This window comes from Arthrobacter zhaoxinii (assembly GCF_025244925.1).
GTDB lineage: Bacteria > Actinomycetota > Actinomycetes > Actinomycetales > Micrococcaceae > Arthrobacter_B > Arthrobacter_B zhaoxinii.
This window is the reverse complement of record NZ_CP104275.1, coordinates 3,178,800-3,202,146: the sequence shown is the minus strand read 5'-3', so window position 1 is coordinate 3,202,146 and position 23,347 is coordinate 3,178,800. Positions and strand designations below refer to the sequence as shown.

Below are 23,347 nucleotides of genomic sequence, written 5' to 3'. Positions count from 1 at the left end.
GCTATTTGCCGCTGAAGACCGGGAACCGGCTGGACCTGCCGTAGTCGCTGATGCGCAGGTTCCGCAGCGTGGCCATGTCCGGGTCGGAAATGACAAAGTCAACCAGAGCGTTGCTCCTCATGTGCTCCGGGTTGGCCGTCTTGGGCAGAGGCACCGTGTCCAGCTGCAGGGCGTAGCGGATGCACAGCTGCGGGACGGTCACCGCGTAGCGCTGCGCCATGGCGGCGACGTCGGTGTTCCGCAGCATTTCGCCGTGGGCGATGGGGGAGTAGGCCTCGATGAGGATGTCCTGCGCTGCGCAGTACGCGAGGAGGTCATCCGGGGTATTGCCCACGTGGAGCAGCACCTGGTTGACCTGCGGGGCGACAGTGCAGGAGCCGAGGATGTTCTCCAGGTCCTGCCGTTCGAAGTTGGAGACGCCGATGGAGCGGAGTTTTCCCGCCATCTGGGCCTCCTCGAGCGCCAGCCAGGCCTCCCGGTTGCCCTCGGCATAGGACCCACCGCGCCAGTCGTTCCAGGGCTGCGGGCTGTGGATCAGCATGAGGTCCAGATAGTCCAGGCCCATTGTGGTGAGCGAGCCGTCGATCGCCGCCACCGCGCCGTCGTAGTCCTTGATTTCGGCGGCCAGCTTGCTGGAGACAAAAAGCTCCCCGCGCGGGATGCCGCTGCTGCGCACCCCCTCCCCGACGCCGTGCTCGTTGCCGTAGGCCTGCGCGGTGTCGATGTTGCGGTAGCCGATCGCCGCCGCCTCCCGGACGGCCTGCGCTGCTGCGGCGTCCGGGATGAACCAGGTGCCCAGGCCCAGCTTCGGAATCGGCTGCCCGTTGGCGAGTGTGTAATTCTCGGTCAGGATCACCGGTGTGCTCCTTGCGTTGGCGGAAAAGCATGGCCGTTCACTGCCATGGTGCCGCAGCGTTCCGCCGGGCGGTACTGCTAGCCGGAAGTCAGGTCCGGAGAGCACGGTTAAACAGCCCGGCCCCCGGCTGTTTACAATGGCGACAAGCCACAGCTCCGGCAACAGCGGCGCTTCTGGACCGGGTGAGATGCCGTGCACATGACGCTTCGGTGTCGTCGGCGAGGCACTTCGGTCGGCCAGGTCCTCTTCGAGCAGCATGATCGCGTCGTCGCGGGTGGTGAGGGCTACCGGCTTCCGAACCCGGTCTCAACTCGCCCAGAGGGTGTGAAGGTCTCGACGACGGCGCCTGCCCTCCCCGGACATCCCGCGTCTGCAGTCGGCAGGTTCCCGGATTAGCACGCGCACCTTTACAGCACCCTTCGACGGCGTGACCATGGGCGCATGGCACCTCTGCCAAGATGCTTGCCGCACAGCCAGGATCAAGAGCGTCGTGGATGCGTCCATATGCAGGTACCTGAAAGGCGACCCAATGAGACTTCCTCTTTCGCCAGGGCGGGCTTTCTCCGCAATCCTCGCCGCCATCATTCTGATTTTGGGAACCGGGACGGGCGCATTCGCCTTCTCCCCGGTCCCGCAGTCGCTGCCGGCTGCGCCGAATGACCAGAACGACAATACGGGTCCGCAGTTCTACAACGGCATAACCGTGGATGTGCGGGACGATGTCTCCGGGGACGTGTACGTGTCGGCCCAGCAGATCACCATCACCGGCAACGTGACGGGCGACGTCATCGCGGCCGGCCAGACGATCGACATCAGCGGAAACGTTGACGGCAATGTGCGTCTCGCCGGGCAGGATGTGACCATCAGCGGGGAGATCTCGCGCAGCGGCACCATCTTCGCTTCGACGGTGGATCTTACCGACAGCGGTTCCTTCGGAGACGACCTGGTGGGTGCCGCGGGCGATGTCGACATAGCCGGCGCGGTCGGCCGTGATGTGCAGGTTGGTGTTGGCGACCTCACCATTGAGGGGACGGTCGGGGGTAACCTCACCTACAGTTCCAACGACGACGCCCGCATCGCCGACGGGGCGGTCAGCGGCACCGTGGAGCGCATCTCCCCGCCAGACTCCGACGAGCCAACGCAGGGAGAACGGTTCGTCGGCTGGTTGCTTGGCCTGCTTTACGCGCTGGTTGCGCTGAGCCTCATCACCCTCCTCGCGGGATTACTTTTCCCCCGCTTGCTGCACAACGTCACCGACCGCCTCATACCGACTCCCTGGAAGGCTCTGCTCGTAGGGTTCGTGGCCTCGATCGTCGTTCCGTTTGCGATTGTGCTTCTGCTGTTCACCTTCGTCGGCGCACCCCTCGCGCTGGCCATCCTGCTGGTCTGGATCACGCTCACCCTCGCGGCATTCGTATTCAGCTCCTACTACATCGGAAGGCTGGTGTTCCGCGGCCGCCAGCGTCCGGTGGTCAAGGCGCTCGTCGGCGGGGCTATCCTCATCGTTGCGCTGCATATTCCGTGGCTGAACATCGCCGTATGGCTGGGCATGGTATTCCTCGGGATCGGCGCGCAGCTCCTTGCGATCTACGACCGGCGCCCGTGGCGGCAGGTAAGCACAGCGTCACGGAATGACCTCGGCCCGGGAGGTACGGGACACAAAGGCGGGCCCGGGTACGACGACGGACAGCCCCCGCCGCCCCCGGTGCAGCCGCCGCCCCCGGGGCCGTAACCCGGGGCCGGAGTCACCGTTCAGGGCTGCCCTTTCCGACAAACTCTCCGCAGCCCTGCCGGCTGGAGTCGCGGACTGCAGGGCTAGAACGGTTAGCAGAAGGCCCCTAAACGGCGGCAGGCCTCCCGCATTATGCGGAGGGCCTGCCGTCGTTCGTTCGAGCTAGGAAACCGGAGCCAGCACCGGGTAGTCCGTGTAGCCGGCGGCACCGTCGGTGTAGACGGTGGTCTGGTCGATTTCGTTCAGCGGGTGGTCCTCCTGCCAGCGGCGGGCCAGGTCCGGGTTGGCGATCACGGGACGGCCGACGACGGCGGCGTCGGCCAGGTTCTCCTCGAGCAGCATGACGGCGTCGCTGCGGGTGGTGACCGTGCCGAAGCCGGTGTTCATCAGCACCGGGCCGCCGAAGCGGCGGCGCAGGCCCTGGACCATTTCGTCGGCCGGATCGGCGTGCAGGATGGACAGGTAGGCCGGCTTCAGATCGGCGATGCCGTCCACCAGGGCGGTGTAGGTGGCGGTCACGTCGGCACGGTCGGTTTCCAGCACGCCCTGGATGTTGTGTTCCGGGGAAATGCGGATGCCGGTGTGTTCGGCGCCGATGGCCTCGGCCACGGCACGGAAGGCCTCGATGACCAGGCGGGCCCGGTTCTCCGGCGATCCGCCGTAGTTGTCGGTGCGCGTGTTTGAGACGGGGGAGAGGAATTCCTGCAGCAGGTACCCGTTGGCGCCGTGCAGCTCGACGCCGTCGAACCCTGCCTTCATCGCATTCTGCGCCGCGGAGACGAAATCCTGCACGACGCCGGGGAGTTCGGCTTCGGTAAGGGCGTGCGGCACCGGGAAGGGCTGCTTGCCGTCGTAGGTGTGCGCCATGCCTTCAACTGCGATGGCACTGGGGGCAACGACGGGGCGGCCGCCGTTGATGTTTTCGTGCGCAACGCGTCCGGAGTGCATCAGCTGGGCGACGATCCGGCCGCCGGCCTCGTGCACGGCGTCTGTGACGCGCTTCCATCCGGCGACGTGCTCCTCGGTGACCAGGCCGGGCATCAGCGCGTTGCCCTGGCCGGTGAAGGAGGGGTAGATGCCGTCAGTGATGATCAGGCCCATGGAGGCGCGCTGGCGGTAGTGCTCGACCATGATGTCGGTGGGCACGCCGTTGCGGTCGGCGCGCACGCGGGACATCGGTGCCATGACGAGGCGGTTGGGCAGTTCCATGGTGCCGACGGTGAGGGGGGTAAAGAGTTTCAAGTGGGGGTTCCTTTTGTTGCGTGTGCACAGGGCGGAGGTGTCCGGGACGAAGTTGTCTAATAACCCAACTAGGAGGACCACCGGAGATATTCCGCGGAACAGGCATGGTCTCAGTGAGGTTGGTAACGGATTAAATGCTTAACGCTTCGCTCTAACGGGAAATGCCGGGATACCTGAACCCGATTTATTGGGTTGACGAAGAGTCGGCATAGGAGGTTTAGGGTATAAACAACGCCCCGTGGTCAGGACATGGCAGTGCGCTTCATGCTTCTCCGGATCACCTTTCCCATGAGAGCGGTGTTACCCATAAGTGGAAAGCCAGTTATGGGCCATCCCTAGCCTTGCAGCAGCCGCCTGGTTCGCCTTAGGGCTGTCGGGAGGGCCCCATGGCTGTGTTGATGGTCCGCGCATGTGCGTCGATATCTGGACCAGTGAAGAGACGGTGGAACGCTTCGTCCAGCACTCTGGCGCCGTCCAGCACCTCGTTTGTGGTCAGGTCCGAGTCCTCGTGAGTCCCAGCATTTCCAAGCCACTTCACTGCGAAAAGTAGGTCCGCAACCGGAGGGCGTTGGGAGTCGGCTTCCCGCCACTCCTTGATGCGTTCGTGTACGTTGCGAAAGCTGCCGGTTGTACGGTGCGCAGTTATGTTTTCCGAGGTTAAGAAGCGTTCCACCGCCGTACGCAGCGCGGTTGCCGCTAGCCCGGCATCAGCGAAGAGCACGCGAGATGCGCGGAGCACAGCCTCCCGGACCTGTCCCGGAGCAGACTGAGGGATCGGCATCAACAACATCGGAGGATGCAAATGCGTGACCCTGTAGTACTTGGAGTACGAGGGACCGTAGTACTCAGGGTCATCGATGTAAGATTCCTGCGAGTAGCCGACGTTGAAGTCGCCGGTGCCGTTCACAGCTTGCTGACATTCGGGATTCTCGCACTGTCCTCGAATAACGAATGTGCCAGAAACCCATTCGGGGTCAAATGCGGGATGGCCGCGCAGCGCGATAGACGCATGGCCTTCTTGCTCAGTGGGTGACGAGAAGCCGACGTATCCGGCCTGGCAGGTTGGGCAGGTAGGGCGGGGCCATGGCTGATCTGACTCGATAGGCTTGGCTAAGTTGAAAAGTGCAGGATCTACTGGCATGCCTAGAGCATAACTAGATCCACCGGCGCCTCAGGGATGCGGATCCACAAGCCGAATATCGCTTACGTCGTATCCCAAGAGTTCGGCGATGAGATCTTCGGCAAATGGGTGTTGAGACCAGGTAACTGCTACTACGCTGCTCAGACCGTTCGCCGCACCGGTCAGCCAGTCGCGAGATTCTTCACGGGTGGGCGCGTGCTCGGTTCTATTTACAGTCACGGACGGCTCGGCGCTGGGAAACCTGATACACGTAGCACCATACCCCTCTATCAAATCTATATCGGATGGGTAGATGCTCACGTAGAGGGAAATCCCTGTTGCATCCGATAAGGCCTGTGGATCGCCAAGCCCAGTTGTCAGGACTGTTTGGGCAACTTCTATGCACTGATGGCGGTAAAGGTTTATGGAAGACTCCAAGCTGGGGGCATCCAATGGTATTCGCTCAACTTCTTGGAATTTATTAAATTCCATTATGGATGATGTGACTTCCTCAGCAACCTCGGCGAACGGCTCATGCTTCGGCATGGAATCTTCTAAGTATCCCTTATGTGACCATCCGCGGACCCTTTCCCCCTGCAATAGCTGCCCTTGTCGAGAAAGCTTGTAGCCGAACAGGGGATCGTCACAAGGGCTGACTTCCTCCTCAGAAATATCAACCAATTCAGCGCGGGCTTCAATCCCAGACACGTAAATTTCCATAATGGATGATGGGGCGTGTCTCTGGTCAACCAGTATCGATCTCGGCTCTAATAGATCGCACGCTGCAGCTTCTGTGTCCGTGAGGAAAGTCCTAACGGCCTCCAGCGCGTCCACTCGATGCTGTGCCGACGCCAGGTGAAAATGGGGCCCGACGAGAGGGGTTGCTCTCTCTGAATCAAGTAGACCCAGGAGGTTGAAGATGTCCCGTACACGTCGAGAGCGGAGTCTAGGGACGGGCAACCGGTGCATAGAAGAGATAATTAGACGCTCTTCCCTAATCTGAACTTGTGACGCAGCAAGCCGTTCAGCGGCAGCGTCTCGGTCCTGAATGTTCTGGAATCCAATGCCAGCGAAGAAAGGGCGCCCGCCAAGTCGGGCAGTCACCGCAAGAACAGCGCCGCTTCGGCCGCTTGTGTAGCCCCGAGGTTGTTCCGACGCCTGTCTGGCGTCCCTTGCCATCTTAGTCAGGGAAGATGTTCCCATGCCGAAGCCCGCCGCCTGGAATGGCGAGACCAAAGGCCGCAAATAGCCGTTAAAGAGACTGCTCGCGATACTTGGAATAATCCATCGGCCAAACTCTCTGGTCATCCTTCCGAGGATAGTCGCATACGTGAGATTATCAGCAATTAGATGCGTCGTGATGGAAATCGTCTGTTTGCTGTAAGTGGAGGCAAAACCGAGGTTCTCAAGTTCTTGCAATCCGTCAACGCTATCTCCAGTTACGCCGACTACATTGGAAGCGTACTCAAGTAGCAAATTAGTTTCGATGAACTCCGACCGGTTTGTTTCTTGGGGTTCCATAAGCTCAAGCAAAGCAAACAGGACAGCCATGCCATCGCGGGAGGAGGCGCCCACATTAGCTATGTGCGCGTATTTTCCCTGAATAGGACCGGTCGCGGATAGTTCGGAGAGGCAAGCTGCAGTCCAGTGAGGAATATGCTTTAGGGATTCGAGTTCCGTATCGAGGGATTCCAGGGCTGCTAGCACTGCGTCATCCCGGTCTTGGGTATTCATAATGGAGTGAAGTAACACGTCTCGCCGCCGGTCGTGAAACCAGGCCACGCCCTCGTTGTCGGTAATGAAAATCCTGTAATGGAGCAGGTCATCTCGGACTGCCGACCAGGTATTTTGGTCGCAGCCAAGGATGGATGCGATAAAGTCATCTGGTGGACTTTCGCCGAAAACCGCCAGCTTTCGTGCAGCGATCTTTGCGGGAATAGCCAGTTGATTCCACGACGTCTTTGTAAGTTCTTGAAAGGCGATTGCTGGTTCGACACTATGGATTTCGTGGCCCGCTCGTAGCGCGTTTATTGCCTCAGCGAGAAATAGGGGATAGCCACTCGTTATACGCAAGAGGTCTTCTGCTGAAAGTGCGCTAACTTCGGTATCCGTCATCCATTGGCGTGTGGATTCCAGCCCGAGCGGGTAGATCTCAAATATGGCGGCGCCGGTTTCAGCTAGGCGGGTCATAAATGCACGGTTTTCAACCGTCGCGGTACTTAGACCGATGAGGACCTGTACGCGCCCCGGAAGCATCTCGGCCATGTCAAGAAGGATCGCTTTATCGCCCGGCGAGAGCCGCTCTGCCCGGTCGAGAACAAGGCGTATACCGGAGCCTGTGAGATCAATGATCTCCTCCGCAAACTTGAGCACAATTTCCACAGTTCCCAGTTCGGATGAGCTCGCGAGGCGTTGCTGTAAAGATTCGTCTCCAGCCTGGAGTATGTTCCCGACCATGTTCCCGATAGATTCGCCGAACTCTGGGCCCAGCCGCGACTTGAGTAAGTTGAGGATCTCGACTCCGACTACGCGGGAGATTTCTTTGCCTCCTACTGAGCCGAGACGCTTAGCGGCCTCGGATATGAACTGAAGGGCAGTGGTCACAGCGGTGCGGTCGGCCAAGTAAAGGTCGAGAACGGCGGTCAATTGACTAATTAGGGAATTGTGAAGTTGCCCTGGAGCCGAGCGAAGGTTGGCAACGGGGGCGGTGATCCAGCCGTGGCGATCGGTGCGAACCAGTTCGCCAAGTAAGGCGGACTTGCCGATGCCCGAGTCACCAGTTACAGCAATGAAGCCATTACCGTTGCTCTGTAAGCGCTGGAGACCCTCGCCTCGGCCGTATAGGTACATTCTCCTATTATTCCGTTTAGGTTCGGCCCCTGTCAGATCGACACGTCCGTGACTCGACTTGCGACCTGTATATCCACTCAATCTGTGCAGAACCTGGTAATTTTCGGGTTCTGCATGGTAGACAATTCGTCACTCTTGACGTGACCCCCACCACATGTAACCCTGATCATATACGATTTCGTACCTGATCCAGGAGAGACATGGGCAACGACGCCACCAAGGACACGCTGCAGCAGGCCGGCAAGGTCATCGCCGTCCACATCAACTACCCCTCACGGGCAGCAGAACGCGGACGCATCCCGGAACAGCCCTCCTACTTCCTCAAGCCCAGCTCCTCGCTGGCCTTGACCGGCGGCAGCGTGGAGCGCCCGGCAGGCTGCGAGCTGCTCGGCTTCGAAGGCGAAATCGCCCTCATCATCGGCAAGACCGCCCGCCGCGTCACCATCGAGGACGCCTGGAGCTACGTCGAAGGAGTGACCGCCAGCAATGACCTGGGCGTCTACGACCTGCGCTGGGCAGACAAAGGCTCCAACCTCCGCTCCAAGGGCGGCGACGGCTTCACCCCCGTCGGCCCGCACATCCTCAACGCGGCCGACGTCGACCCCGCCGCCCTGCGCGTCCGCACCTGGGTCAACGGCGACCTCGCGCAGGACGACACCACCGCAGACCTGCTCTTCCCCTTCGCCCAGCTGGTCGCGGACCTCTCGCAGCTGCTTACCCTGGAACCGGGCGACCTGATCCTCACCGGCACCCCCGCCGGCGCCTCCGTGGCCGTCCCCGGCGACCGCCTCGAAGTCGAAGTCGACGTCCCCGGCACAGACAAAACCACCGGCCGCCTCGCCACCACCGTCACCGATGGCATCACCCCGCTGGCTCGCTTCGGCGCGCAGCCGAAGATCGACGACAAGCAGCGCGAAGAAGCCTGGGGCTCCGCGGAAAAGGCCGGCCTAGCCCCGCAGCAGGAAGCGCAGCAAGCCCTTAGCCCGGAACTTCGGGCCAAACTCGAATCCGTCGCCACCGCCACCCTGTCCTCGCAGATGCGCGCCCGCGGCCTGAATAACGTCTCCATCGACGGCCTCACCGGCACCCGCCCCGGCCGCAAGGTGGTCGGCACCGCCCGCACCCTGCGTTTCGTGCCCAACCGTGAGGACCTCTTCAAGTCCCACGGCGGCGGCTACAACGCACAGAAGCGCGCCATCGACTCCGTGGGCGAGGGCGAAATCCTGGTCATGGAAGCCCGCGGCGAAAAGGGCACCGGCACCCTGGGCGACATCCTCGCCCTGCGCGCCAAGCACAACGGCGCCGCCGCCATCATCACCGACGGCGGCGTGCGCGACTACTCCACCGTCGCCGGCATCGACCTGCCCGTCTACTGCGCCAACCCGCACCCCGCCGTCCTCGGCCGCAAGCATGTCCCCTGGGACACCGACATCACCATCGCCTGCGGCGGCGCCACCGTGCAGCCCGGCGACATCATCGTGGCCGACGACGACGGCATCCTGGTCATCCCGCCGGCCCTCGCCGAAGAGCTGGTGGAGGCGTGCATCAAGCAGGAACACCAGGAAGAGTTCATCGCTGAAATGGTGAAGGCGGGCCACGGTGTGGACGGGCTCTACCCGATGAACGCCGCCTGGAAGGAAAAGTACGAGGCCTGGGCAGCGGAACAGGCATGAGCAGCGTGAGCGGGACCGCCAGCAGCACGGGCCAAGCCGCCAGCACCGCCACGGGCGCCGGCTCCAAATCGGAGCAGGCCTATTCACTGCTGAAGGAACGCATCCTAGGCGGCGAAATGAGCCCGGGCTACCGGCTGGTGCTCAGCAGCATCGCCACCGAGATGGGCTGCAGCGTGGTCCCCGTCCGGGAAGCCATCCGCCGGCTCGAAGCCGAAGGGCTGGTGCACTTTGTCCGCAACGTCGGCGCCACCGTTGCCGGCATCGACCCGGACCTGTACCTGCACACCATGCAGACCCTCAGCATCATCGAGGGCGCCGCCACCGCCCTCGCCGCCCCGAACATCAGTGCCGAGGAACTGGCGAAAGCCCGGGAACTCAACAACCAGATGCGCGAGGTCCTGGACAACTTCGATCCGGTCCGCTTCACCGCCCTGAACACCGAGTTCCACGCCCTGCTCTACGCCCGCTGCCCCAATCCGCACATCCTGGAGCTGGTCCACCGCGGCTGGAACCGGCTGGGCCGCATGCGCTCCTCCGTCTTCCGGTACGTCCCGGACCGGGCACACGCCTCGGTGTCCGAACACGACGCACTGCTGGACCTGATCGAGGCACAAGCAGCACCGGCCGACGTCGAGCACGCCGCCCGCGCGCACCGCACCACCACGCTCAACGCCTTCCTGGCCCAGAACCACCAGCCGCCCTCCCCGATCTAAAGAAACCTCCACGATTCAACGCAGAAAGAGGAACACCCCATGACGACGCACTTCGTCCCGGAGAACCTGCCCACCCACATCCAGCACTTCATCAACGGCAAGTTCGTGGACTCCGCCAGCGGCGCCACCTTCGACGTGCTGGATCCGGTCACCAACAAGACCTACGCCACCGCTGCCGCGGGCCAGAAGGAAGACATCGACGCCGCCGTCGCCGCCGCCCGCGAAGCCTTCGTGAACGGTCCCTGGCCGAAAATGAAGCCGCGCGAACGCGCCCGCATCCTCAATCGGATCGCCGACGCCGTCGAAGCCCAGGAAGAACGCCTGGCCGAAATGGAAACCTTCGACACCGGCCTGCCCATCACCCAGGCCAAGGGCCAGGCCCTGCGCGCCGCGGAGAACTTCCGCTTCTTCGCGGACCTGATCGTCGCCCAGTTCGACGACGCGATGAAGGTCCCCGGTTCCCAGATCAACTACGTGAACCGCAAGCCCATCGGCGTTGCCGGGCTCATCACCCCGTGGAACACCCCGTTTATGCTCGAATCCTGGAAGCTCGCCCCGGCCCTGGCCACCGGCAACACCGTGGTGCTCAAGCCGGCCGAATTCACCCCGCTCTCCGCCTCGCTCTGGGCGGACATCTTCACCGACGCCGGCGTCCCCGCCGGGGTGTTCAACCTGGTCAACGGCCTGGGCGAGGAAGCCGGGGACGCGCTGGTGAAGCACCCGCAGGTCCCGCTGATCTCCTTCACCGGCGAAACCACCACCGGCAAGACGATCTTCCGCAACGCGGCGGAGAACCTCAAGGGCATGTCCATGGAGCTCGGCGGCAAGAGCCCCTGCGTCATCTTCGCCGATGCGGACCTCAATGCCGCGATCGACTCCGCCCTGTTCGGCGTCTTCTCCCTCAACGGCGAACGCTGCACCGCCGGCTCCCGCATCCTGGTCGAACGCCCGGTCTACGACGAATTCTGCGAACGCTTCGCCGCCCGTGCCAAGACCATCGTCGTCGGCGACCCGCACGACCCGAAGACCCAGGTGGGCGCCCTCGTGCACCCCGAACACTTCGACAAGGTCGCCTCCTACGTGGAGCTCGGCAAGACCGAGGGCCGCCTGCTCGCCGGCGGCGGACGTCCCGAAGGCCTGGAAGAGGGCAACTACATCGCCCCCACCGTCTTCGCCGACGTCGCCCCCGACGCTCGGATCTTCCAGGAGGAAATCTTCGGCCCCGTCGTCGCCATCACCCCCTTCGACACCGAAGCCGAAGCCCTGGAACTGGCCAACAACACCAAGTACGGGCTCGCCGCCTACATCTGGACCTCCGACCTCACCCGCGCGCACAACTTCGCGCAGAGCACCGAGGCCGGCATGGTCTGGCTCAACAGCCACAACGTCCGCGACCTGCGCACCCCGTTCGGCGGCGTGAAGGCCTCCGGTCTGGGCCACGAGGGCGGCTACCGCTCCATCGACTTCTACACCGACCAGCAGGCCGTGCACATTTCCCTGGGCAAGGTCCACACCCCCAAGTTCGGGACCGACGACGCCGCCAAGGTCGACGGCTAACCCTTCCCCGGCACTCCCCCCGCCTTTTGCAAAGGAGCAAAACCATGGACATCGAAAACCGCATCCCCACCCCCAGCATCGCCCCGCCGGACATTGTCCGCTGCGCCTACACGGACCTGGTGGTCACCGACCTGGAACGGTCCCGGAAGTTCTACGTGGACGTTCTCGGCCTGCACGTCACCGAAGAGGACGAGAACGCCATCTACCTGCGCTCCCTTGAGGAGTTCATCCACCACAACCTGGTGCTGCGCAAGGGTCCGGTGGCCGCCGTCGCCGCCCTGGCCTACCGCGTCCGCACCCCCGAAGACGTGGACGTGGCCGAGGCCTATTACAAGGAGCTGGGCTGCCGCACCGAACGCCGCAGGGACGGCTTCGTGAAGGGCATCGGCGACTCCGTGCGCGTGGAGGACCCGCTGGGCTTCCCCTACGAGTTCTTCTACGAAACCGAGCACGTGGAACGCCTCACCCAGCGCTATGACCTCTACTCCGCCGGGGAACTGGTCCGCCTGGACCACTTCAACCAGGTCACCCCGGACGTGCCCCGCGGCCGCGCCTACTTGGAGGACCTGGGCTTCCGCGTCTCCGAGGACATCAAGGATTCCGACGGCGTCACCTACGCCGCGTGGATGCACCGCAAGCACACCGTCCATGACACCGCCCTGACCGGCGGCGACGGCCCGCGGATGCACCACATGGCCTTCGCCACGCACGAAAAGCACAACATCATTCAGATCTGCGACAAGATGGGCGCCCTGCGCATCTCCGACCGGATTGAGCGCGGCCCCGGCCGGCACGGCGTCTCCAACGCCTTCTACCTCTACATCCTGGATCCGGACGACCACCGCATCGAGATCTACACGCAGGACTACTACACCGGCGATCCGGACAACCCCACCATCACCTGGGACGTCCACGACAACCAGCGCCGCGACTGGTGGGGCAACCCCGTGGTCCCGTCCTGGTACACCGAGGCCTCCCTGGTGCTGGACCTGGACGGCAACCCGCAGCCGCTCACCGCCCGCACCGAAACCTCGGAAATGGCGGTCACCATCGGCGCCGACGGGTTCTCCTACACCCGCCCCGACTACGACGCCGGCAGCTCCTCCGGCGAGGCCGCGCAGGGCTTCAAGATCGGCACCCAGCTCTAGACCGCGGCCGACGACGGCGCCAGCCCAGCGCCGTCGTCGTCGCACCCTCCGAACACGCTGCACCCTGAACCCAAAGGAATCGCCGTGCTAGATCAATCAACTCTCCGGGCGGTGGCCGATGAGCTGCTCGAAGCCCAACGCACCCGCACCCCGGTGCCGCGCCTGACCGCGCGCTACCCGGACATGACCATCGATGACTCCTACGCGGTGCAGAACCTGTGGCGGGAACGGATGATCGCCTCCGGGCGGTCCCTCGCCGGCCACAAGATCGGCCTCACCTCCAAGGCCATGCAGGCTGCCACCGGCATCACCGAACCCGACTACGGCGTCATCCTCGACGACATGGTGTTGGAAAACGGCTGCACCCTGGAGTGGGACCGGTACACCCATCCCCGGGTGGAGGTGGAGCTGGCGTTCGTGCTGGGCAAGCCGCTCTCCGGGCCGAACTGCACGCTGTTCGATGTCCTGGATGCCACCGATTACGTGGTGCCCGCGCTGGAAATCCTGGACTCGCGGATCGAGATGGAGGGCCGGACCATTGTGGATACCATCGCGGACAACGCGGCGATGGGCGCCATGGTGGTCGGCGGGAACCCGGTGAAACCGGCCGACGTCGACCTGCGCTGGGTGTCGGCCCTGCTCTACCGGAACCAGGGCATCGAGGAAACCGGCGTCGCGGCCGGGGTGCTGAACCATCCCGCCGCGGGTGTGTACTGGCTGGCGAACAAGCTCGCCGTGCACGGCACCTCGCTGGAGGCCGGGGAAATCATCCTCGCCGGCTCCTTCACCCGCCCCATGTGGGTCTACAAGGGCGACACCGTCTTTGCCGACTACGGACCGTTGGGAACCATCACATGCCGCTTCGAGTAGAGGAAACCTTCGCCGCCCGCTTGGCCGGGGGTCGGCAGACCGGCATGTGGGTCTGTTCCGGCAGCCCGCTGATCGCGGAAATCTGCGCCGGCTCCGGCCTGGACTGGCTGCTGATCGACGCCGAGCACAGCCCCAATGGGCTCGAATCCCTGCTCGCGCAGCTGCAGGCGGTGCACGGGTATCCGGTCACCGCGGTGGTCCGCCCGCCGAGCGGGGACGCGGTGCTGCTGAAGCAGTACCTGGATCTGGGCGCGCAGAACCTGCTGATTCCCATGGTCGACACCCCGGAGCAGGCCGCGGAGCTGGTCCGCGCCGTCCGGTATCCGCCGCTGGGCATCCGCGGGGTGGGCAGTGCCCTGGCCCGCGCGTCGCGCTGGAACCGGATCGAGGGGTACCTCGAGAACGCCGCGGAATCCGTGACGCTGCTGGTGCAGATCGAGACCGCCGCCGCCGTCGACAACGTGGAGGCGATTGCCGCCGTCGACGGGGTGGACGGCCTGTTCATCGGGCCGGCGGACCTTGCCGCGTCCATGGGCCTCCTCGGCCAGCAGGAACATCCCGAGGTGATGGCCGCCGTCGAGCACTGCATCCGAGTGGTGAAGGCCGCCGGGAAACCGGTGGGCGTGAACGCGTTCGCCGAAGCAACTGCCCGCCGCTACATCGAGGCCGGCGTGGACTTCATCCTGGTGGGCGCCGACGTCGCGCTCCTGGCCCGGGGCAGCGAAGCCCTGGCCGCGAAGTTCATTTCATCTGCGGACGGCGGCGCCCGGGCCAGTTACTGAAGGGAGTCCGGCCCGGCAAGTCCGGCACCGCATCGACCTGCGCATTTGGGACCAGGCGGAGCACGAATCGGCGCGGACCGTGGTCCCCGGGAATCGAAACTGCACTAGTTACCGTTCTCCGTCAAAAAATCGGTAACTAGTGCACTTTCGATTCGCCCAGCCGCCGTCAGCCGCACGGTGTCCCACGGTCTGGTGCTGGTGGGGCTGCTGTTACCCCTTTAGGCAACATCCGCACCACATCGTGGGATGCTGTGCTGCGCCGACCCAGCACCGCCCCTGATACCGACGCGGCCCCGGTCTCGGTGGCGATGTCTAGGGGCGCCAACGCCCGTCAGGGCGCCAATACCGTGGAGGCTTCCTGCGGCAGCATGTTCTCGCGGGGGATAAACGTCCTCCCGCGGACGAGCTTCTCCCCGAAAGACCGGAAAACCAGCGGCACTCCCCGGGCGGTCCACGGATCCGGCCGGTCCATCGCCTGCACATGCACGTGCGGCTGCGTCGAGTTGCCCGAGTTTCCGCAGTCCCCGATCTGCTCGCCCTCGCGCACGTGCTGCCCGGCAGAAACCCGGATCGACCCGGACCGCAGATGCATCACCCCGACCACCGCGCCGCCGTCGGGCGTGGCGATGAGGACGTAATTCCCGGCGATGGCACCGGCTCCCTGCCGCAACCGGCCCTGCTGTCCCAGCACGTAGGGCACCAGGGCCAGCTGCGACCGGCGGGCCTCATGGTCCGCTTCGCCGTCGTGCACGGTCACCACCTGCCCGGGAACCGGCGCCAGGATCGGGCGCCCGAACGCGAAGAACAGCTCCGGCGGCTCGGTGCCGAACGCGGTGTGCCAGCTGACCGTGGGAGCCGTCCGGCCGGCGTCGTCCACGCCTACGAAGTCGATGGCGTATGTGGTGGCAAGCAGATGCGTACCGTGGCTGGGCACCCGGCGCAGAGGACTGTTCTGCACCTTCCACGTCCCGGTGAACGGGAGGGAGACCGCCAGCGGGGCGTCGGGGATGTTCATTGCGGATCCTCTCGCGGTGATGAACGACGACGCCCCGCAGGCTCCGGATATGCCCCTACTGCTGTGCGGTGTAGGAGAAGTCCAGCTCCCAGTCCCCGACTTCGTCGCCGTCCAGCTGCCAGACGTACTCATTCTTAAGCTTGCGTCCGTCGTCGGTAAAAGGACCAGTCCGGTAGGGATAGAAGGCCACGGTGGGCAGGGTGGAGTCCGGGGCGGTCCGGATGGCGTTGTTGAAGTCCCCGTTCATCCGGCGCAGCTCGGTGACTACGTGCCCGAGGTACCGCTCGACGTCGAGCTCCTTGGACTCGGTGGCCTGCTCGTTCAGCTGCAGCGCAATGTGCAGCTGACGGTTGCCCGCCGCATCCTCGTAGCTGATCAGGCGGTGGTTTTCGACGGCGTCGAGCAGCGCCTGCTCGTTGTAGATGACGTCCCGCAGCGCATCGGGAGCCACGACGGCACCGTTGAAGTCCACGGACAGATCCGACCGGCCGTAGTGGAACAGCAGCGGCAGATCCAGCAGCTGCTCGCTCAGCACCTGGGTGAGGCCGTATTCGCGCAGAATCGGCTTCAGGTCCCGCACCCGCATCACATGGCCGCGGTCGTGGATGTTGTAGCGGATGCGGGGGTTGATGTTCTCCCGGCGCACAATCGTCACGAGCAGTTCGCCGGCGTCGTTGGTTTCAATCAGATAGCCGTACGGATTGAACTGGAAGATCATCGGCAGCACGCCGTACTCGTCCTGCTTGGTGATGCGCGCGGCCAGCTTCGGGTGCTCCGCGACGGCCTGGCGCAGGGCGACGGAGAAGTCCGTCTCGATGGCCAGGTTGATTTCCAGGTCGGAGGCGCCGTAGGAGCCGAATGCGCCGTGCGTGTATTTGTTGATGTGGGCGCGCATGTTCTCGCTGATGCCCTCGCCGCCGAACGCCGCGACAATGTCGTAGTCCTGCCAGCGCAGCCGGGTGTCCTCGAACAGGGCCTTCAGGAAGGGCGGGTAGCTCAGGATGATGTAGGTGAAACCGGTGCCGAACTCCTGCATGGTCTGGATGATCTTGTCCTTGTCCGGACCGATCGACTTGATCATGGTGACATCGGTCAGCGACGACGTGACATTCATGCCGGTGGCCCAGGCCCCCAGGGAAAACGCATTGAGGACAAACGGCTGTTTGTCCAGCGCCTTGGACGTGCGGGCAAAGCCCAGCTGGAGCAGCTGGCGGGTGGCCTCGCGCTCGTCCGGACCCCGGACCCAGCTGGTGGGGACGCCGGAGCTGCCCGAGGATTCGTCCACTACGACGCCGCGGCGGGGCAGCTTGCCGCCCAGGCAGCGTTCTTCGGTGCTCCAGGGCCGGATGTAGCTGTCCTTGTCCATTTCCGGAATCTGCGAGAACTCGTCGTAGACGGTGCCGTTGCCCGGAAGTCGGCCCGGGAAGTCGTGCTTCGCCAGGAACTGCCGGTAGGCGGGGACCTTCTTCGCCGCGAGTTCGAAGGTCCGCCAGGCGCGCCACCGGCCCAGTGTCCAGCGGAGGGATTCAATTCCCGGCAGCAGCAGCAGCTGATGCGTGGAGACCCGGGGCATAAACAGCCGTACGAAGCGTTCCTGCACGGCGAGGAAAGCGAAGATCAAGATCTTTTTCATGAATGCAGCTCCTGGGCAGCGGGAAGGATCATGGCGGACGCGGGGCGCCGGTGCGCCGGGGGCGGGGGAGTGCTGTGGCCGAAGCGGAAGAGCATCCATGCCTTCCGCCCGTCAGTCTCGTCGGCTCCGGCGGCTGCTACGAACTCCGCGTGCGAGCGTTGGTTGGTGATCACGGTGCCGAACGGGTGCAGGTAGACATTGTGCCGGGTGAACACCAGCCAGACCTGCATAAACGTGCGGCCGGCTTCCACGTAGTCGGCCGGCCCGTCGAACGGCCCCTCCAGCCAGCCCAGCTGCCGCACCCCGCGCATGGTGTTCAGGTAGATTCTGCGGATGAGTGCACCGACCACCGGAGCCTCCCACAATCCGCGGTGCTGCATGGCGAAACGCAGCACGGGTCCGGGCATCAGCATGGTTTCGGCGCTCAGACCGTCACCGCGCTGTCTGGCCTCGGCACGCGAGAACCGGAGCCAGGTGAGGATTTCCCGGTGCACGGCGTCGTTGCGCAGATCGTCAAAGAGAGTGGCCTGGTTGACGTGGACTACGGAACGTACCAGCGCGGGATCGCTGGAACTGCGGAAGACATGGCCGTGCCGCTTCGCCCTGGTTTCGACTTCGGCGACGGCGGCGGGGTCGACCAGGGTGTTGTCATAGGGGCGGCGGGAGGTCTGCCGGACCAGGAAGGCTTCATAGTCGGCCTGGTCCTCGGGGTCGGACGCCTGGGGCACCAGGGTGACTAGGCCGATGAAATGCAGCCGGTCCTTTGAGTCGAAGTCCATGTCACTGAGGTGAAGTTCTTCGCGGAGCCCATATCCGCGGGCCTGGGCGCAGACCCGGAGGGATTCCAGGAAAACTCCGGCACAGACGTGGCCGAAGGGAATTCCATAGGATTCCGCGGGTAAGCCCAGGTCGAGGTCGTAATAAACGGCTGCCTGCGTTTGGCTGCGCAGATGCACCTTTATTGGTTGTGAATTGTGCGGCGACGGGTATCGGTGGGCGTCCTTAATGATGGCCCCCCAGACATCGGATTCGAACATGCCCCCAACCATAGTGTGACTTGTGGCGCAGGACACATTCCTTACCCGTGTGGCTTGTTTCTTTCGGTGCTGCCAGGTCGTGACGAAAGAACCTGCACGGTGACCTGCACCGGTCCGGGCCCGGGTTTGGGGAGGAGCCTCCCGTCCGCCCCGGGTCCGGGCCTACCCTGAAAAGGGCAGGGGATGACGGGCAGCCAGCTCCGTTCTCCTCTTCGCCAGCTTCTCTGGGCATCTGCCCACCGGACAGGCGAAACTCCGTCAGGGCTTCGCCGGAACAGGGAGCGTCACCATGTGCACAGGCATCAGGTTCACGGACGGCAGCGGCAACCTCTATTTCGCACGAAACCTCGACTGGACGTCCGATTTCGGGGAGCGGGTGGTGCTGACGCCCACCGGATACGCCACCAAGTCGCCCTTCGGTGCGGTGCCGAAGATTGAGCACGCCGTCATCGGCATGGGCATCGTGCAGGAAGATACGCCGCTGTACTTCGACTGCGGCAATGACGCAGGCCTCGCCGTCGGCGGCCTCAACTTTCCGGGATACGCGGAGTACGCGTCGGCACCGGTCGACGGCGCCACGAATGTCGCCGCGTTTGAGTTTCCACTCTGGGTGGCCTCCCAGTTCGCCACCGTCGACGAGGTCGAGGCAGCCCTGGACAGCGTTGTCATCGTGGACCGGCCGATCAACGAAAAGTATCCGAGCTCGCTGCTGCACTGGTTGATCGGGGACTCGACCCGCGCCATCGTGGTGGAGTACACGAGCGACGGTATGCACGTTTTCCACGACGACGTCGACGTCCTGGCGAACCAGCCCGGCTTCGGCTGGCACCACGAGAACCTGCGCAACTACCTCAACACGTCGCCCGACTTCCCCGAGGAGGTTGTGCTCAACCAGGCGCACCTGACCCCGTTCGGCTCGGGGTCGCTTATGCGGGGAATCCCCGGTGACTACTACTCGCCGTCACGGTTTGTCCGCGCGGCCTATGTCCACGCGCACTATCCGCCCAAAACGAGCGAAGAGGAGAACGTCAGCCGTGCGTTCCACACGCTGCAGCAGGTCGCGATGGTGGACGGCAGCGCGGCCATGGGCTCGGGCGAGTTTGAGAAGACCACCTACACCGGCCTCTTCTCCTCCCGCACGATGACCTATTACTGGAACACCTACGAGGATCCGGCAATCCAGAGCGTGGCGATGGCCGACCACGGGGCAGATAGAACGGAGCTTGTGGTGGTGTAGCTCGTCGCCTCGGCCGCGCTTGCGGGTCAGTGGTGCCGGCGGAGCCGGTGCAACAGCACGGGGTCCCACACTTTGGTGCTGTAGGGGCTGATGTGGTCCCGTTGGTCCCCTCCAGCAACAAGGGCTGGGATGCCGTGCGGGCGGGGAGTGTGGACCGACAAGGCCCAGCGGATCGAAAGAGCATTAGTTACCGTTTTTCGGCCGGAAAACGGTAACTAATGCCTTTTCGACTGCCGGGTATCCGAAACCCTCTGTCCCGTGTAAATTACTTCGCATGCGAAATAATAGTGTGGCAGCGGTCACGTCCGAACGGATCAGCATCCCCGTCCCCGCGGGCGGAGCGCTCGCCGGCACCCTCCGAGTGCCCGACGACGCCGCACCCCGCGCCGCGGTCATCATCCATCCGGCCACAGCGGTAGCCGAACGGCTCTACACCGGCTTCAGCGAATACCTGGCCGAAAACGGGTACGCGGTCCTGACCTACGACTACCGCGGCACCGGCGCGTCCGGCAGTCCGAAGGGCAACCGGAAACTGCGGATGCGGGACTGGATGAGCCAGGACGTGCCCGCCGCCGCGGACTGGATGGCCGCGCGGTTCCCCGAGCTGCCGCGCCTCGCCGTCGGGCACAGCATCGGCGGACATGCGATGGCCCTGGACAACGGCACCGACGGACTGCTCGGATTCGTGGCCGTGGCCTCGCACGCCGGTGTCACCAAGGCCATTCAGGATCCCAAGGAACGGCTGCGCGTGGGACTGGTCCTGCGGGTCCTCGGTCCACTTACCAGCCGGCTTCTCGGCGCAGTGCCGGGCCGAAAAATGGGCCTGGGCGAGGACATGCCCGGCGGCGCCATGCTCGAGTGGAGCTCCTGGTCCCGCCGGCCCAACTACTTCTTCGACGATCCGAGCATGGACGCCGCCGAACGCGCAGCCCGGGTCAAGGCCGAGGTGCTGTCCATCGGCTTCACTGACGACCTCTGGGCCACGCCGGGACAGATCAACGCCATCTACAGCCGGCTCACCAACGCTCCGCTGGAGCGGCGCACCTACTCGCCCGACGACGCCGGGGTACCCGCGATCGGGCACATGGGCTTCTTCCGGCGCGGGGTTAAGGACAAGCTGTGGCCCGAGGTCCTCACCTGGCTGGACGGACGGATCGCGAAGCAGCTGTGAGGCAAGGGGCTGCCAGCGGGCCGGGCAGTGCTGGAACGGAGAGCGGCGGGCCGGACGACGGCGGAGGGCGGCGTCCGCCGCGGCTGGTCTTCCTGACGCTGACCGCCGAGCGGAGGCTGCGCCGGTGGATCGGACGCCGGGGCGAAGACCGCGGCCTCAGCGCGGCAGCCTCCGGCGTGCTGCTGTATCTGGCGAACCGTCCCGGGGCGAGCACCGGCGAGGTGGCCGAAGCCGTGGATGCCTCGCCGGCCGGGCTGAGCGGGTTGCTGTTCCGGCTGGAGAAGGCCGGGCTCCTCACCCGGGTACCGGATCCGGCGGACCGCCGGACCATCCGGGTGAACCTGACCGCCGACGGGAAGGCCGCGCTCGGCGTCGTGCAGTCCGCGCTGGGCGAGCTGAACGGGAAGATCACCGACGGGTTCAGTGCCCAGGAGCTGGCCGTCGTCGCCCGCTGGCTGGAGAATGTGGGGCGGGTGCTGGATTAGTCCGGGTCCGTGAGGGACACCCCGCCGTCCGCAGCGTCCTGGGCGTGCCAGATTGTCGCTTTCCAGCCCCACACCGACGTTACTTTGCCTACATAGCCCGGGCCGTAAAAACGCTCCTGCCCTTCATCGTTCGGTTCCGCATTCCCAATGACCTGCAAGTGGCCTTCGGTGAAGATCTGTATCCCGGACAACGCCCGTTCCAGCGGGACGAGTCCCGCCACGTCGGAGGTGCCGGGCGTCGATCCGCCGCGCCAAGGCAACAGGGCAACGATGAAATGCTTGCGCTTCCGAGGCTGAAGTTCCACGACCTGCAGGCATGCCCAAATTGCCGGACAGGCCCTGCACGGGGATCAGGTCACCGACCGCGAGTGAGGTGGCGGAAGTCGGTGAGAAAGGGAACGCTCTGGGTTTCATTGGAGGTCCGGGGTCGGCCGGCTCAGACCGCGCCCGGGCGGAATCCCCGGTAGCCAAGGACTACGGCGAGTCCGAGCCAGATGGCGGCGGAAACGTAGTCGAACCATTCCGATGCGTTGCCGAAAGCGAGTATTGCGAACATCAGCATGGCGGCCGCACCACAGAAATACATGACGGCGTTACTTGAGTGGTTGTTGGTTTCGGTGCCCCCGGGAATTGTCATGCTCGGAAGAATACCTTGCTGTCCATGGTCGGCTGACCGGTGCTATTCCAGCCGTGTGGCGTTGCTCTTTCCCGTTGGGCTAGGGACCGACCAATACCAGGGCAGTTCCAACCAGTATGGCCAGCGCGCCGACAAGGGACAGGGCCAGACAGGACTTTGCCCGGTCAGTCAGGGCCTGGCCTTTCTGCCGCTGGGGGTGTGTCATTGCGTAGATTGCCGTCGGCAGTTGAGCCAGGGCGCCCACGAGCAGGAACGGCGCATAGATGCTGGGTGGCACGGGTGCTCCTAGCGAGACAAGTAGGTTTCCACGGGTGGGTGAAACCCAAATCTAGCCATGCTGGGCAGAGAGCGGTTTATCCGGACTACCCGTTTTGATACCTCTTCGAGGCGCAAAAACCGGGGGAGGCCCCGCTTAGGATGAGGGCATGCGCCAAGATCCGGACGACTGGACCCCCGTGAGCACCGAACGCCTGTTGCTGAGACGGCTCGAACGCGCGGATTACGATGCCGCCGTCCGGATCCACACCGATCTTCGAACCAACCGGCACAATCCGCATACCCCGACGGTGGAATCCGCGGCAAGGTCCCTGCAGGATTTCCTGGACCACTGGGACCGGGAGGGTTTCGGCTACTGGGCGGTGGCCGAACGGGAGACACCGGACGCCGTCGTCGGCTTCACCGGACTGCAGCGCGCCGTCGTGGACGGCAGGACCATCCTGAATCTGTATTACCGCTACGACCCGGCGGTCTGGGGACGGGGCTATGCGAAGGAGGGGGCCGCGGAAGCGGTGCGCCGCGGCCGGACACTGCTGCCGGAACTGCCCATCCTGGCCCGGGTGACCACCACGAACACGGGGCTCCCGGCGCACCGCGCTGGCCGCCGGCCTGCAGCATAATCCCGGGCTGGACCGGGAGTATGCCGGAGTGCCGGAGATGTACTTCTCACTGGGCTGGCCTGAGGCTGCTTCCGCTGCGGAACCCGGCGTCGGCCCCGGGATTCCGGCAGGCAGAGCCGGCCAATAAGAACTCGAAACGGAACAAGTGGCCTATGCAGGCCAAGCAAGGAGAGTAGATGGAAAATCTCATAGCCCACGCCGAGCGCGTGGCCAGAGCAGCACACGAGGGCCAGACAGATAAAGCAGGAGCCCCTTACATCAGCCACCCCGGGCGCGTAGCCCGGACAGCCGCCGAAACGGCACCGGATTCCCTGCGCGAGGAGGCCGGCGCTGTGGGGTGGCTGCACGACGTCGTGGAAGACACGGGAACCACGCTGGAGACGCTGCGCGCCCAGGGATTCCCCGAAACGGTGATCGAAGGTGTGGACGCCATGACTAAACGCCAGGGTGAGCCCCCGGAACGCTACTTCGAACGCGTCCGGGCCAACGAGATTGCCCGCATCGTCAAAGCAGCAGACCTGGATGACAACACCAACCCGGAACGGGTCGGGAAACTGGATGAGGAGACACGGACGCGCCTGGCCGCGAAATACCAGCGCTCGCGGGAACTGCTTGCCGGCTCCCATCCGGAGTAGGCCGCTGCGGGCCGAAACCTCCTCGGGATACGCGGCGGCCGGCGGGACAATGCGCGCC

At 64.4% G+C, this 23,347-nt stretch carries 22 protein-coding genes; 12 read left to right on the top strand and 10 right to left on the bottom strand.

Annotated elements, in window-relative coordinates; all coding sequences use genetic code 11:
- Position 1: 1 nt before the first annotated feature.
- A complete protein-coding gene (locus tag N2K95_RS14925) occupies positions 2-856 on the bottom strand; it encodes an aldo/keto reductase (protein WP_260652179.1) in 855 nt (284 codons plus the stop codon).
- A 529-nt stretch (positions 857-1,385) separates the two neighbouring features.
- Here N2K95_RS14925 and N2K95_RS14920 point away from each other — a divergent pair.
- Complete coding sequence (locus tag N2K95_RS14920; RefSeq protein WP_260652178.1) at positions 1,386-2,588, top strand: hypothetical protein; 1,203 nt, start codon at positions 1,386-1,388, stop codon at positions 2,586-2,588.
- A 162-nt stretch (positions 2,589-2,750) separates the two neighbouring features.
- Here the strand turns inward: N2K95_RS14920 and N2K95_RS14915 are convergent, their stop codons facing one another.
- From N2K95_RS14915 to N2K95_RS14905, 3 genes are all read right to left on the bottom strand, one after another.
- Positions 2,751-3,797, bottom strand: coding sequence for an alkene reductase (locus N2K95_RS14915; RefSeq protein ID WP_260653835.1), 1,047 nt, complete (start codon positions 3,795-3,797; stop codon positions 2,751-2,753).
- A 397-nt stretch (positions 3,798-4,194) separates the two neighbouring features.
- Entirely contained in the window at positions 4,195-4,971 is a 777-nt protein-coding gene (locus tag N2K95_RS14910; RefSeq protein WP_260652177.1) for a DUF4145 domain-containing protein, read from the bottom strand.
- Positions 4,972-5,001: 30 nt separating this feature from the next.
- Complete coding sequence (locus N2K95_RS14905; RefSeq protein WP_260652176.1) at positions 5,002-7,800, bottom strand: ATP-binding protein; 2,799 nt, start codon at positions 7,798-7,800, stop codon at positions 5,002-5,004.
- 200 nt (positions 7,801-8,000) lie between these two features.
- Between N2K95_RS14905 and N2K95_RS14900 the strand changes: the two genes are divergently transcribed.
- From N2K95_RS14900 to N2K95_RS14875, 6 genes are all read left to right on the top strand, one after another.
- Positions 8,001-9,473 carry a fumarylacetoacetate hydrolase family protein gene (locus N2K95_RS14900; RefSeq protein ID WP_260652175.1) on the top strand — a complete coding sequence of 491 codons (1,473 nt, stop codon included), beginning with the start codon at positions 8,001-8,003 and terminating at the stop codon, positions 9,471-9,473.
- Positions 9,470-10,186 carry a GntR family transcriptional regulator gene (locus N2K95_RS14895; RefSeq protein WP_260652174.1) on the top strand — a complete coding sequence of 239 codons (717 nt, stop codon included), beginning with the start codon at positions 9,470-9,472 and terminating at the stop codon, positions 10,184-10,186. Before N2K95_RS14900 ends, N2K95_RS14895 begins: the two co-directional genes overlap by 4 nt.
- Positions 10,187-10,225: 39 nt before the next feature.
- Positions 10,226-11,743: a 5-carboxymethyl-2-hydroxymuconate semialdehyde dehydrogenase gene (hpaE, locus tag N2K95_RS14890; RefSeq protein ID WP_260652173.1), complete on the top strand. Its 1,518-nt coding sequence runs from the start codon at positions 10,226-10,228 to the stop codon at positions 11,741-11,743.
- 50 nt (positions 11,744-11,793) lie between these two features.
- A complete protein-coding gene (hpaD, locus tag N2K95_RS14885) occupies positions 11,794-12,891 on the top strand; it encodes a 3,4-dihydroxyphenylacetate 2,3-dioxygenase (RefSeq protein ID WP_260653834.1) in 1,098 nt (365 codons plus the stop codon).
- A gap of 84 nt (positions 12,892-12,975) precedes the next feature.
- Positions 12,976-13,761: a 2-oxo-hept-4-ene-1,7-dioate hydratase gene (gene hpaH / locus N2K95_RS14880; protein WP_255791069.1), complete on the top strand. Its 786-nt coding sequence runs from the start codon at positions 12,976-12,978 to the stop codon at positions 13,759-13,761.
- Positions 13,746-14,543, top strand: a complete 798-nt coding sequence (locus N2K95_RS14875) for an HpcH/HpaI aldolase family protein (protein WP_260652172.1) — start codon at positions 13,746-13,748, stop codon at positions 14,541-14,543. The genes hpaH and N2K95_RS14875 overlap by 16 nt, the downstream gene beginning before the upstream one ends.
- A 331-nt stretch (positions 14,544-14,874) precedes the next feature.
- Here N2K95_RS14875 and N2K95_RS14870 read toward each other — a convergent pair whose 3' ends face one another.
- Genes N2K95_RS14870 through N2K95_RS14860 form a run of 3 tightly spaced genes read right to left on the bottom strand, consistent with a single transcriptional unit; the run spans position 14,875 to position 18,228 of the window.
- Positions 14,875-15,558 carry a M23 family metallopeptidase gene (locus N2K95_RS14870; protein ID WP_260652171.1) on the bottom strand — a complete coding sequence of 228 codons (684 nt, stop codon included), beginning with the start codon at positions 15,556-15,558 and terminating at the stop codon, positions 14,875-14,877.
- A gap of 55 nt (positions 15,559-15,613) precedes the next feature.
- Positions 15,614-17,191, bottom strand: a complete 1,578-nt coding sequence (locus N2K95_RS14865; protein ID WP_260652170.1) for a phenylacetate--CoA ligase family protein — start codon at positions 17,189-17,191, stop codon at positions 15,614-15,616.
- Positions 17,188-18,228 (bottom strand): nitroreductase family protein, encoded by a 1,041-nt coding sequence (locus N2K95_RS14860; RefSeq protein ID WP_260652169.1) that lies wholly within the window; start codon positions 18,226-18,228, stop codon positions 17,188-17,190. Before N2K95_RS14860 ends, N2K95_RS14865 begins: the two co-directional genes overlap by 4 nt.
- A gap of 289 nt (positions 18,229-18,517) precedes the next feature.
- On the opposite strand from N2K95_RS14860, the gene bsh reads away from it, so the two are divergent.
- From bsh to N2K95_RS14845, 3 genes are all read left to right on the top strand, one after another.
- Positions 18,518-19,465 carry a choloylglycine hydrolase gene (gene bsh / locus N2K95_RS14855; protein WP_260652168.1) on the top strand — a complete coding sequence of 316 codons (948 nt, stop codon included), beginning with the start codon at positions 18,518-18,520 and terminating at the stop codon, positions 19,463-19,465.
- Positions 19,466-19,739: 274 nt separating this feature from the next.
- On the top strand, positions 19,740-20,636 hold the full coding sequence (locus N2K95_RS14850; RefSeq protein WP_260652167.1) for an alpha/beta hydrolase family protein: 897 nt from the start codon (positions 19,740-19,742) through the stop codon (positions 20,634-20,636).
- Positions 20,633-21,121 carry a MarR family winged helix-turn-helix transcriptional regulator gene (locus tag N2K95_RS14845; protein ID WP_260652166.1) on the top strand — a complete coding sequence of 163 codons (489 nt, stop codon included), beginning with the start codon at positions 20,633-20,635 and terminating at the stop codon, positions 21,119-21,121. The genes N2K95_RS14850 and N2K95_RS14845 overlap by 4 nt, the downstream gene beginning before the upstream one ends.
- Here the strand turns inward: N2K95_RS14845 and N2K95_RS14840 are convergent.
- From N2K95_RS14840 to N2K95_RS14830, 3 genes are all read right to left on the bottom strand, one after another.
- On the bottom strand, positions 21,118-21,426 hold the full coding sequence (locus N2K95_RS14840; RefSeq protein ID WP_260652165.1) for a hypothetical protein: 309 nt from the start codon (positions 21,424-21,426) through the stop codon (positions 21,118-21,120). The two genes, N2K95_RS14845 and N2K95_RS14840, sit on opposite strands and share 4 nt — an antisense overlap.
- Positions 21,427-21,557: 131 nt before the next feature.
- Positions 21,558-21,758, bottom strand: a complete 201-nt coding sequence (locus N2K95_RS14835) for a hypothetical protein (protein WP_260652164.1) — start codon at positions 21,756-21,758, stop codon at positions 21,558-21,560.
- A gap of 79 nt (positions 21,759-21,837) precedes the next feature.
- Positions 21,838-22,035 carry a hypothetical protein gene (locus N2K95_RS14830; RefSeq protein ID WP_260652163.1) on the bottom strand — a complete coding sequence of 66 codons (198 nt, stop codon included), beginning with the start codon at positions 22,033-22,035 and terminating at the stop codon, positions 21,838-21,840.
- 148 nt (positions 22,036-22,183) lie between these two features.
- Here N2K95_RS14830 and N2K95_RS14825 point away from each other — a divergent pair, with 148 nt between their 5' ends.
- The gene (locus N2K95_RS14825) at positions 22,184-22,654 is read left to right on the top strand and encodes a GNAT family N-acetyltransferase (RefSeq protein WP_260652162.1); all 471 of its coding nucleotides are present in this window, start codon (positions 22,184-22,186) and stop codon (positions 22,652-22,654) included.
- 176 nt (positions 22,655-22,830) lie between these two features.
- The gene (locus N2K95_RS14820) at positions 22,831-23,289 is read left to right on the top strand and encodes an HD domain-containing protein (protein WP_260652161.1); all 459 of its coding nucleotides are present in this window, start codon (positions 22,831-22,833) and stop codon (positions 23,287-23,289) included.
- The last annotated feature ends 58 nt before the right edge of the window (positions 23,290-23,347 follow it).

Excerpts from the sequence above, each read along its gene's own strand:
- N2K95_RS14920 (WP_260652178.1), top strand. The coding sequence starts at position 1,386 with ATGAGACTTCCTCTTTCGCCAGGGCGGGCTTTCTCCGCAATCCTCGCC.
- N2K95_RS14915 (WP_260653835.1), bottom strand. The coding sequence starts at position 3,797 with ATGGAACTGCCCAACCGCCTCGTCATGGCACCGATGTCCCGCGTGCGC.
- N2K95_RS14910 (WP_260652177.1), bottom strand. The coding sequence starts at position 4,971 with ATGCCAGTAGATCCTGCACTTTTCAACTTAGCCAAGCCTATCGAGTCA.
- N2K95_RS14905 (WP_260652176.1), bottom strand. The coding sequence starts at position 7,800 with ATGTACCTATACGGCCGAGGCGAGGGTCTCCAGCGCTTACAGAGCAAC.
- N2K95_RS14900 (WP_260652175.1), top strand. The coding sequence starts at position 8,001 with ATGGGCAACGACGCCACCAAGGACACGCTGCAGCAGGCCGGCAAGGTC.
- N2K95_RS14895 (WP_260652174.1), top strand. The coding sequence starts at position 9,470 with ATGAGCAGCGTGAGCGGGACCGCCAGCAGCACGGGCCAAGCCGCCAGC.
- hpaE (WP_260652173.1), top strand. The coding sequence starts at position 10,226 with ATGACGACGCACTTCGTCCCGGAGAACCTGCCCACCCACATCCAGCAC.
- N2K95_RS14875 (WP_260652172.1), top strand. The coding sequence starts at position 13,746 with ATGCCGCTTCGAGTAGAGGAAACCTTCGCCGCCCGCTTGGCCGGGGGT.
- N2K95_RS14870 (WP_260652171.1), bottom strand. The coding sequence starts at position 15,558 with ATGAACATCCCCGACGCCCCGCTGGCGGTCTCCCTCCCGTTCACCGGG.
- N2K95_RS14865 (WP_260652170.1), bottom strand. The coding sequence starts at position 17,191 with ATGAAAAAGATCTTGATCTTCGCTTTCCTCGCCGTGCAGGAACGCTTC.
- N2K95_RS14860 (WP_260652169.1), bottom strand. The coding sequence starts at position 18,228 with ATGTTCGAATCCGATGTCTGGGGGGCCATCATTAAGGACGCCCACCGA.
- bsh (WP_260652168.1), top strand. The coding sequence starts at position 18,518 with ATGTGCACAGGCATCAGGTTCACGGACGGCAGCGGCAACCTCTATTTC.
- N2K95_RS14850 (WP_260652167.1), top strand. The coding sequence starts at position 19,740 with ATGCGAAATAATAGTGTGGCAGCGGTCACGTCCGAACGGATCAGCATC.
- N2K95_RS14835 (WP_260652164.1), bottom strand. The coding sequence starts at position 21,758 with ATGACAATTCCCGGGGGCACCGAAACCAACAACCACTCAAGTAACGCC.
- N2K95_RS14825 (WP_260652162.1), top strand. The coding sequence starts at position 22,184 with ATGCGCCAAGATCCGGACGACTGGACCCCCGTGAGCACCGAACGCCTG.
- N2K95_RS14820 (WP_260652161.1), top strand. The coding sequence starts at position 22,831 with ATGGAAAATCTCATAGCCCACGCCGAGCGCGTGGCCAGAGCAGCACAC.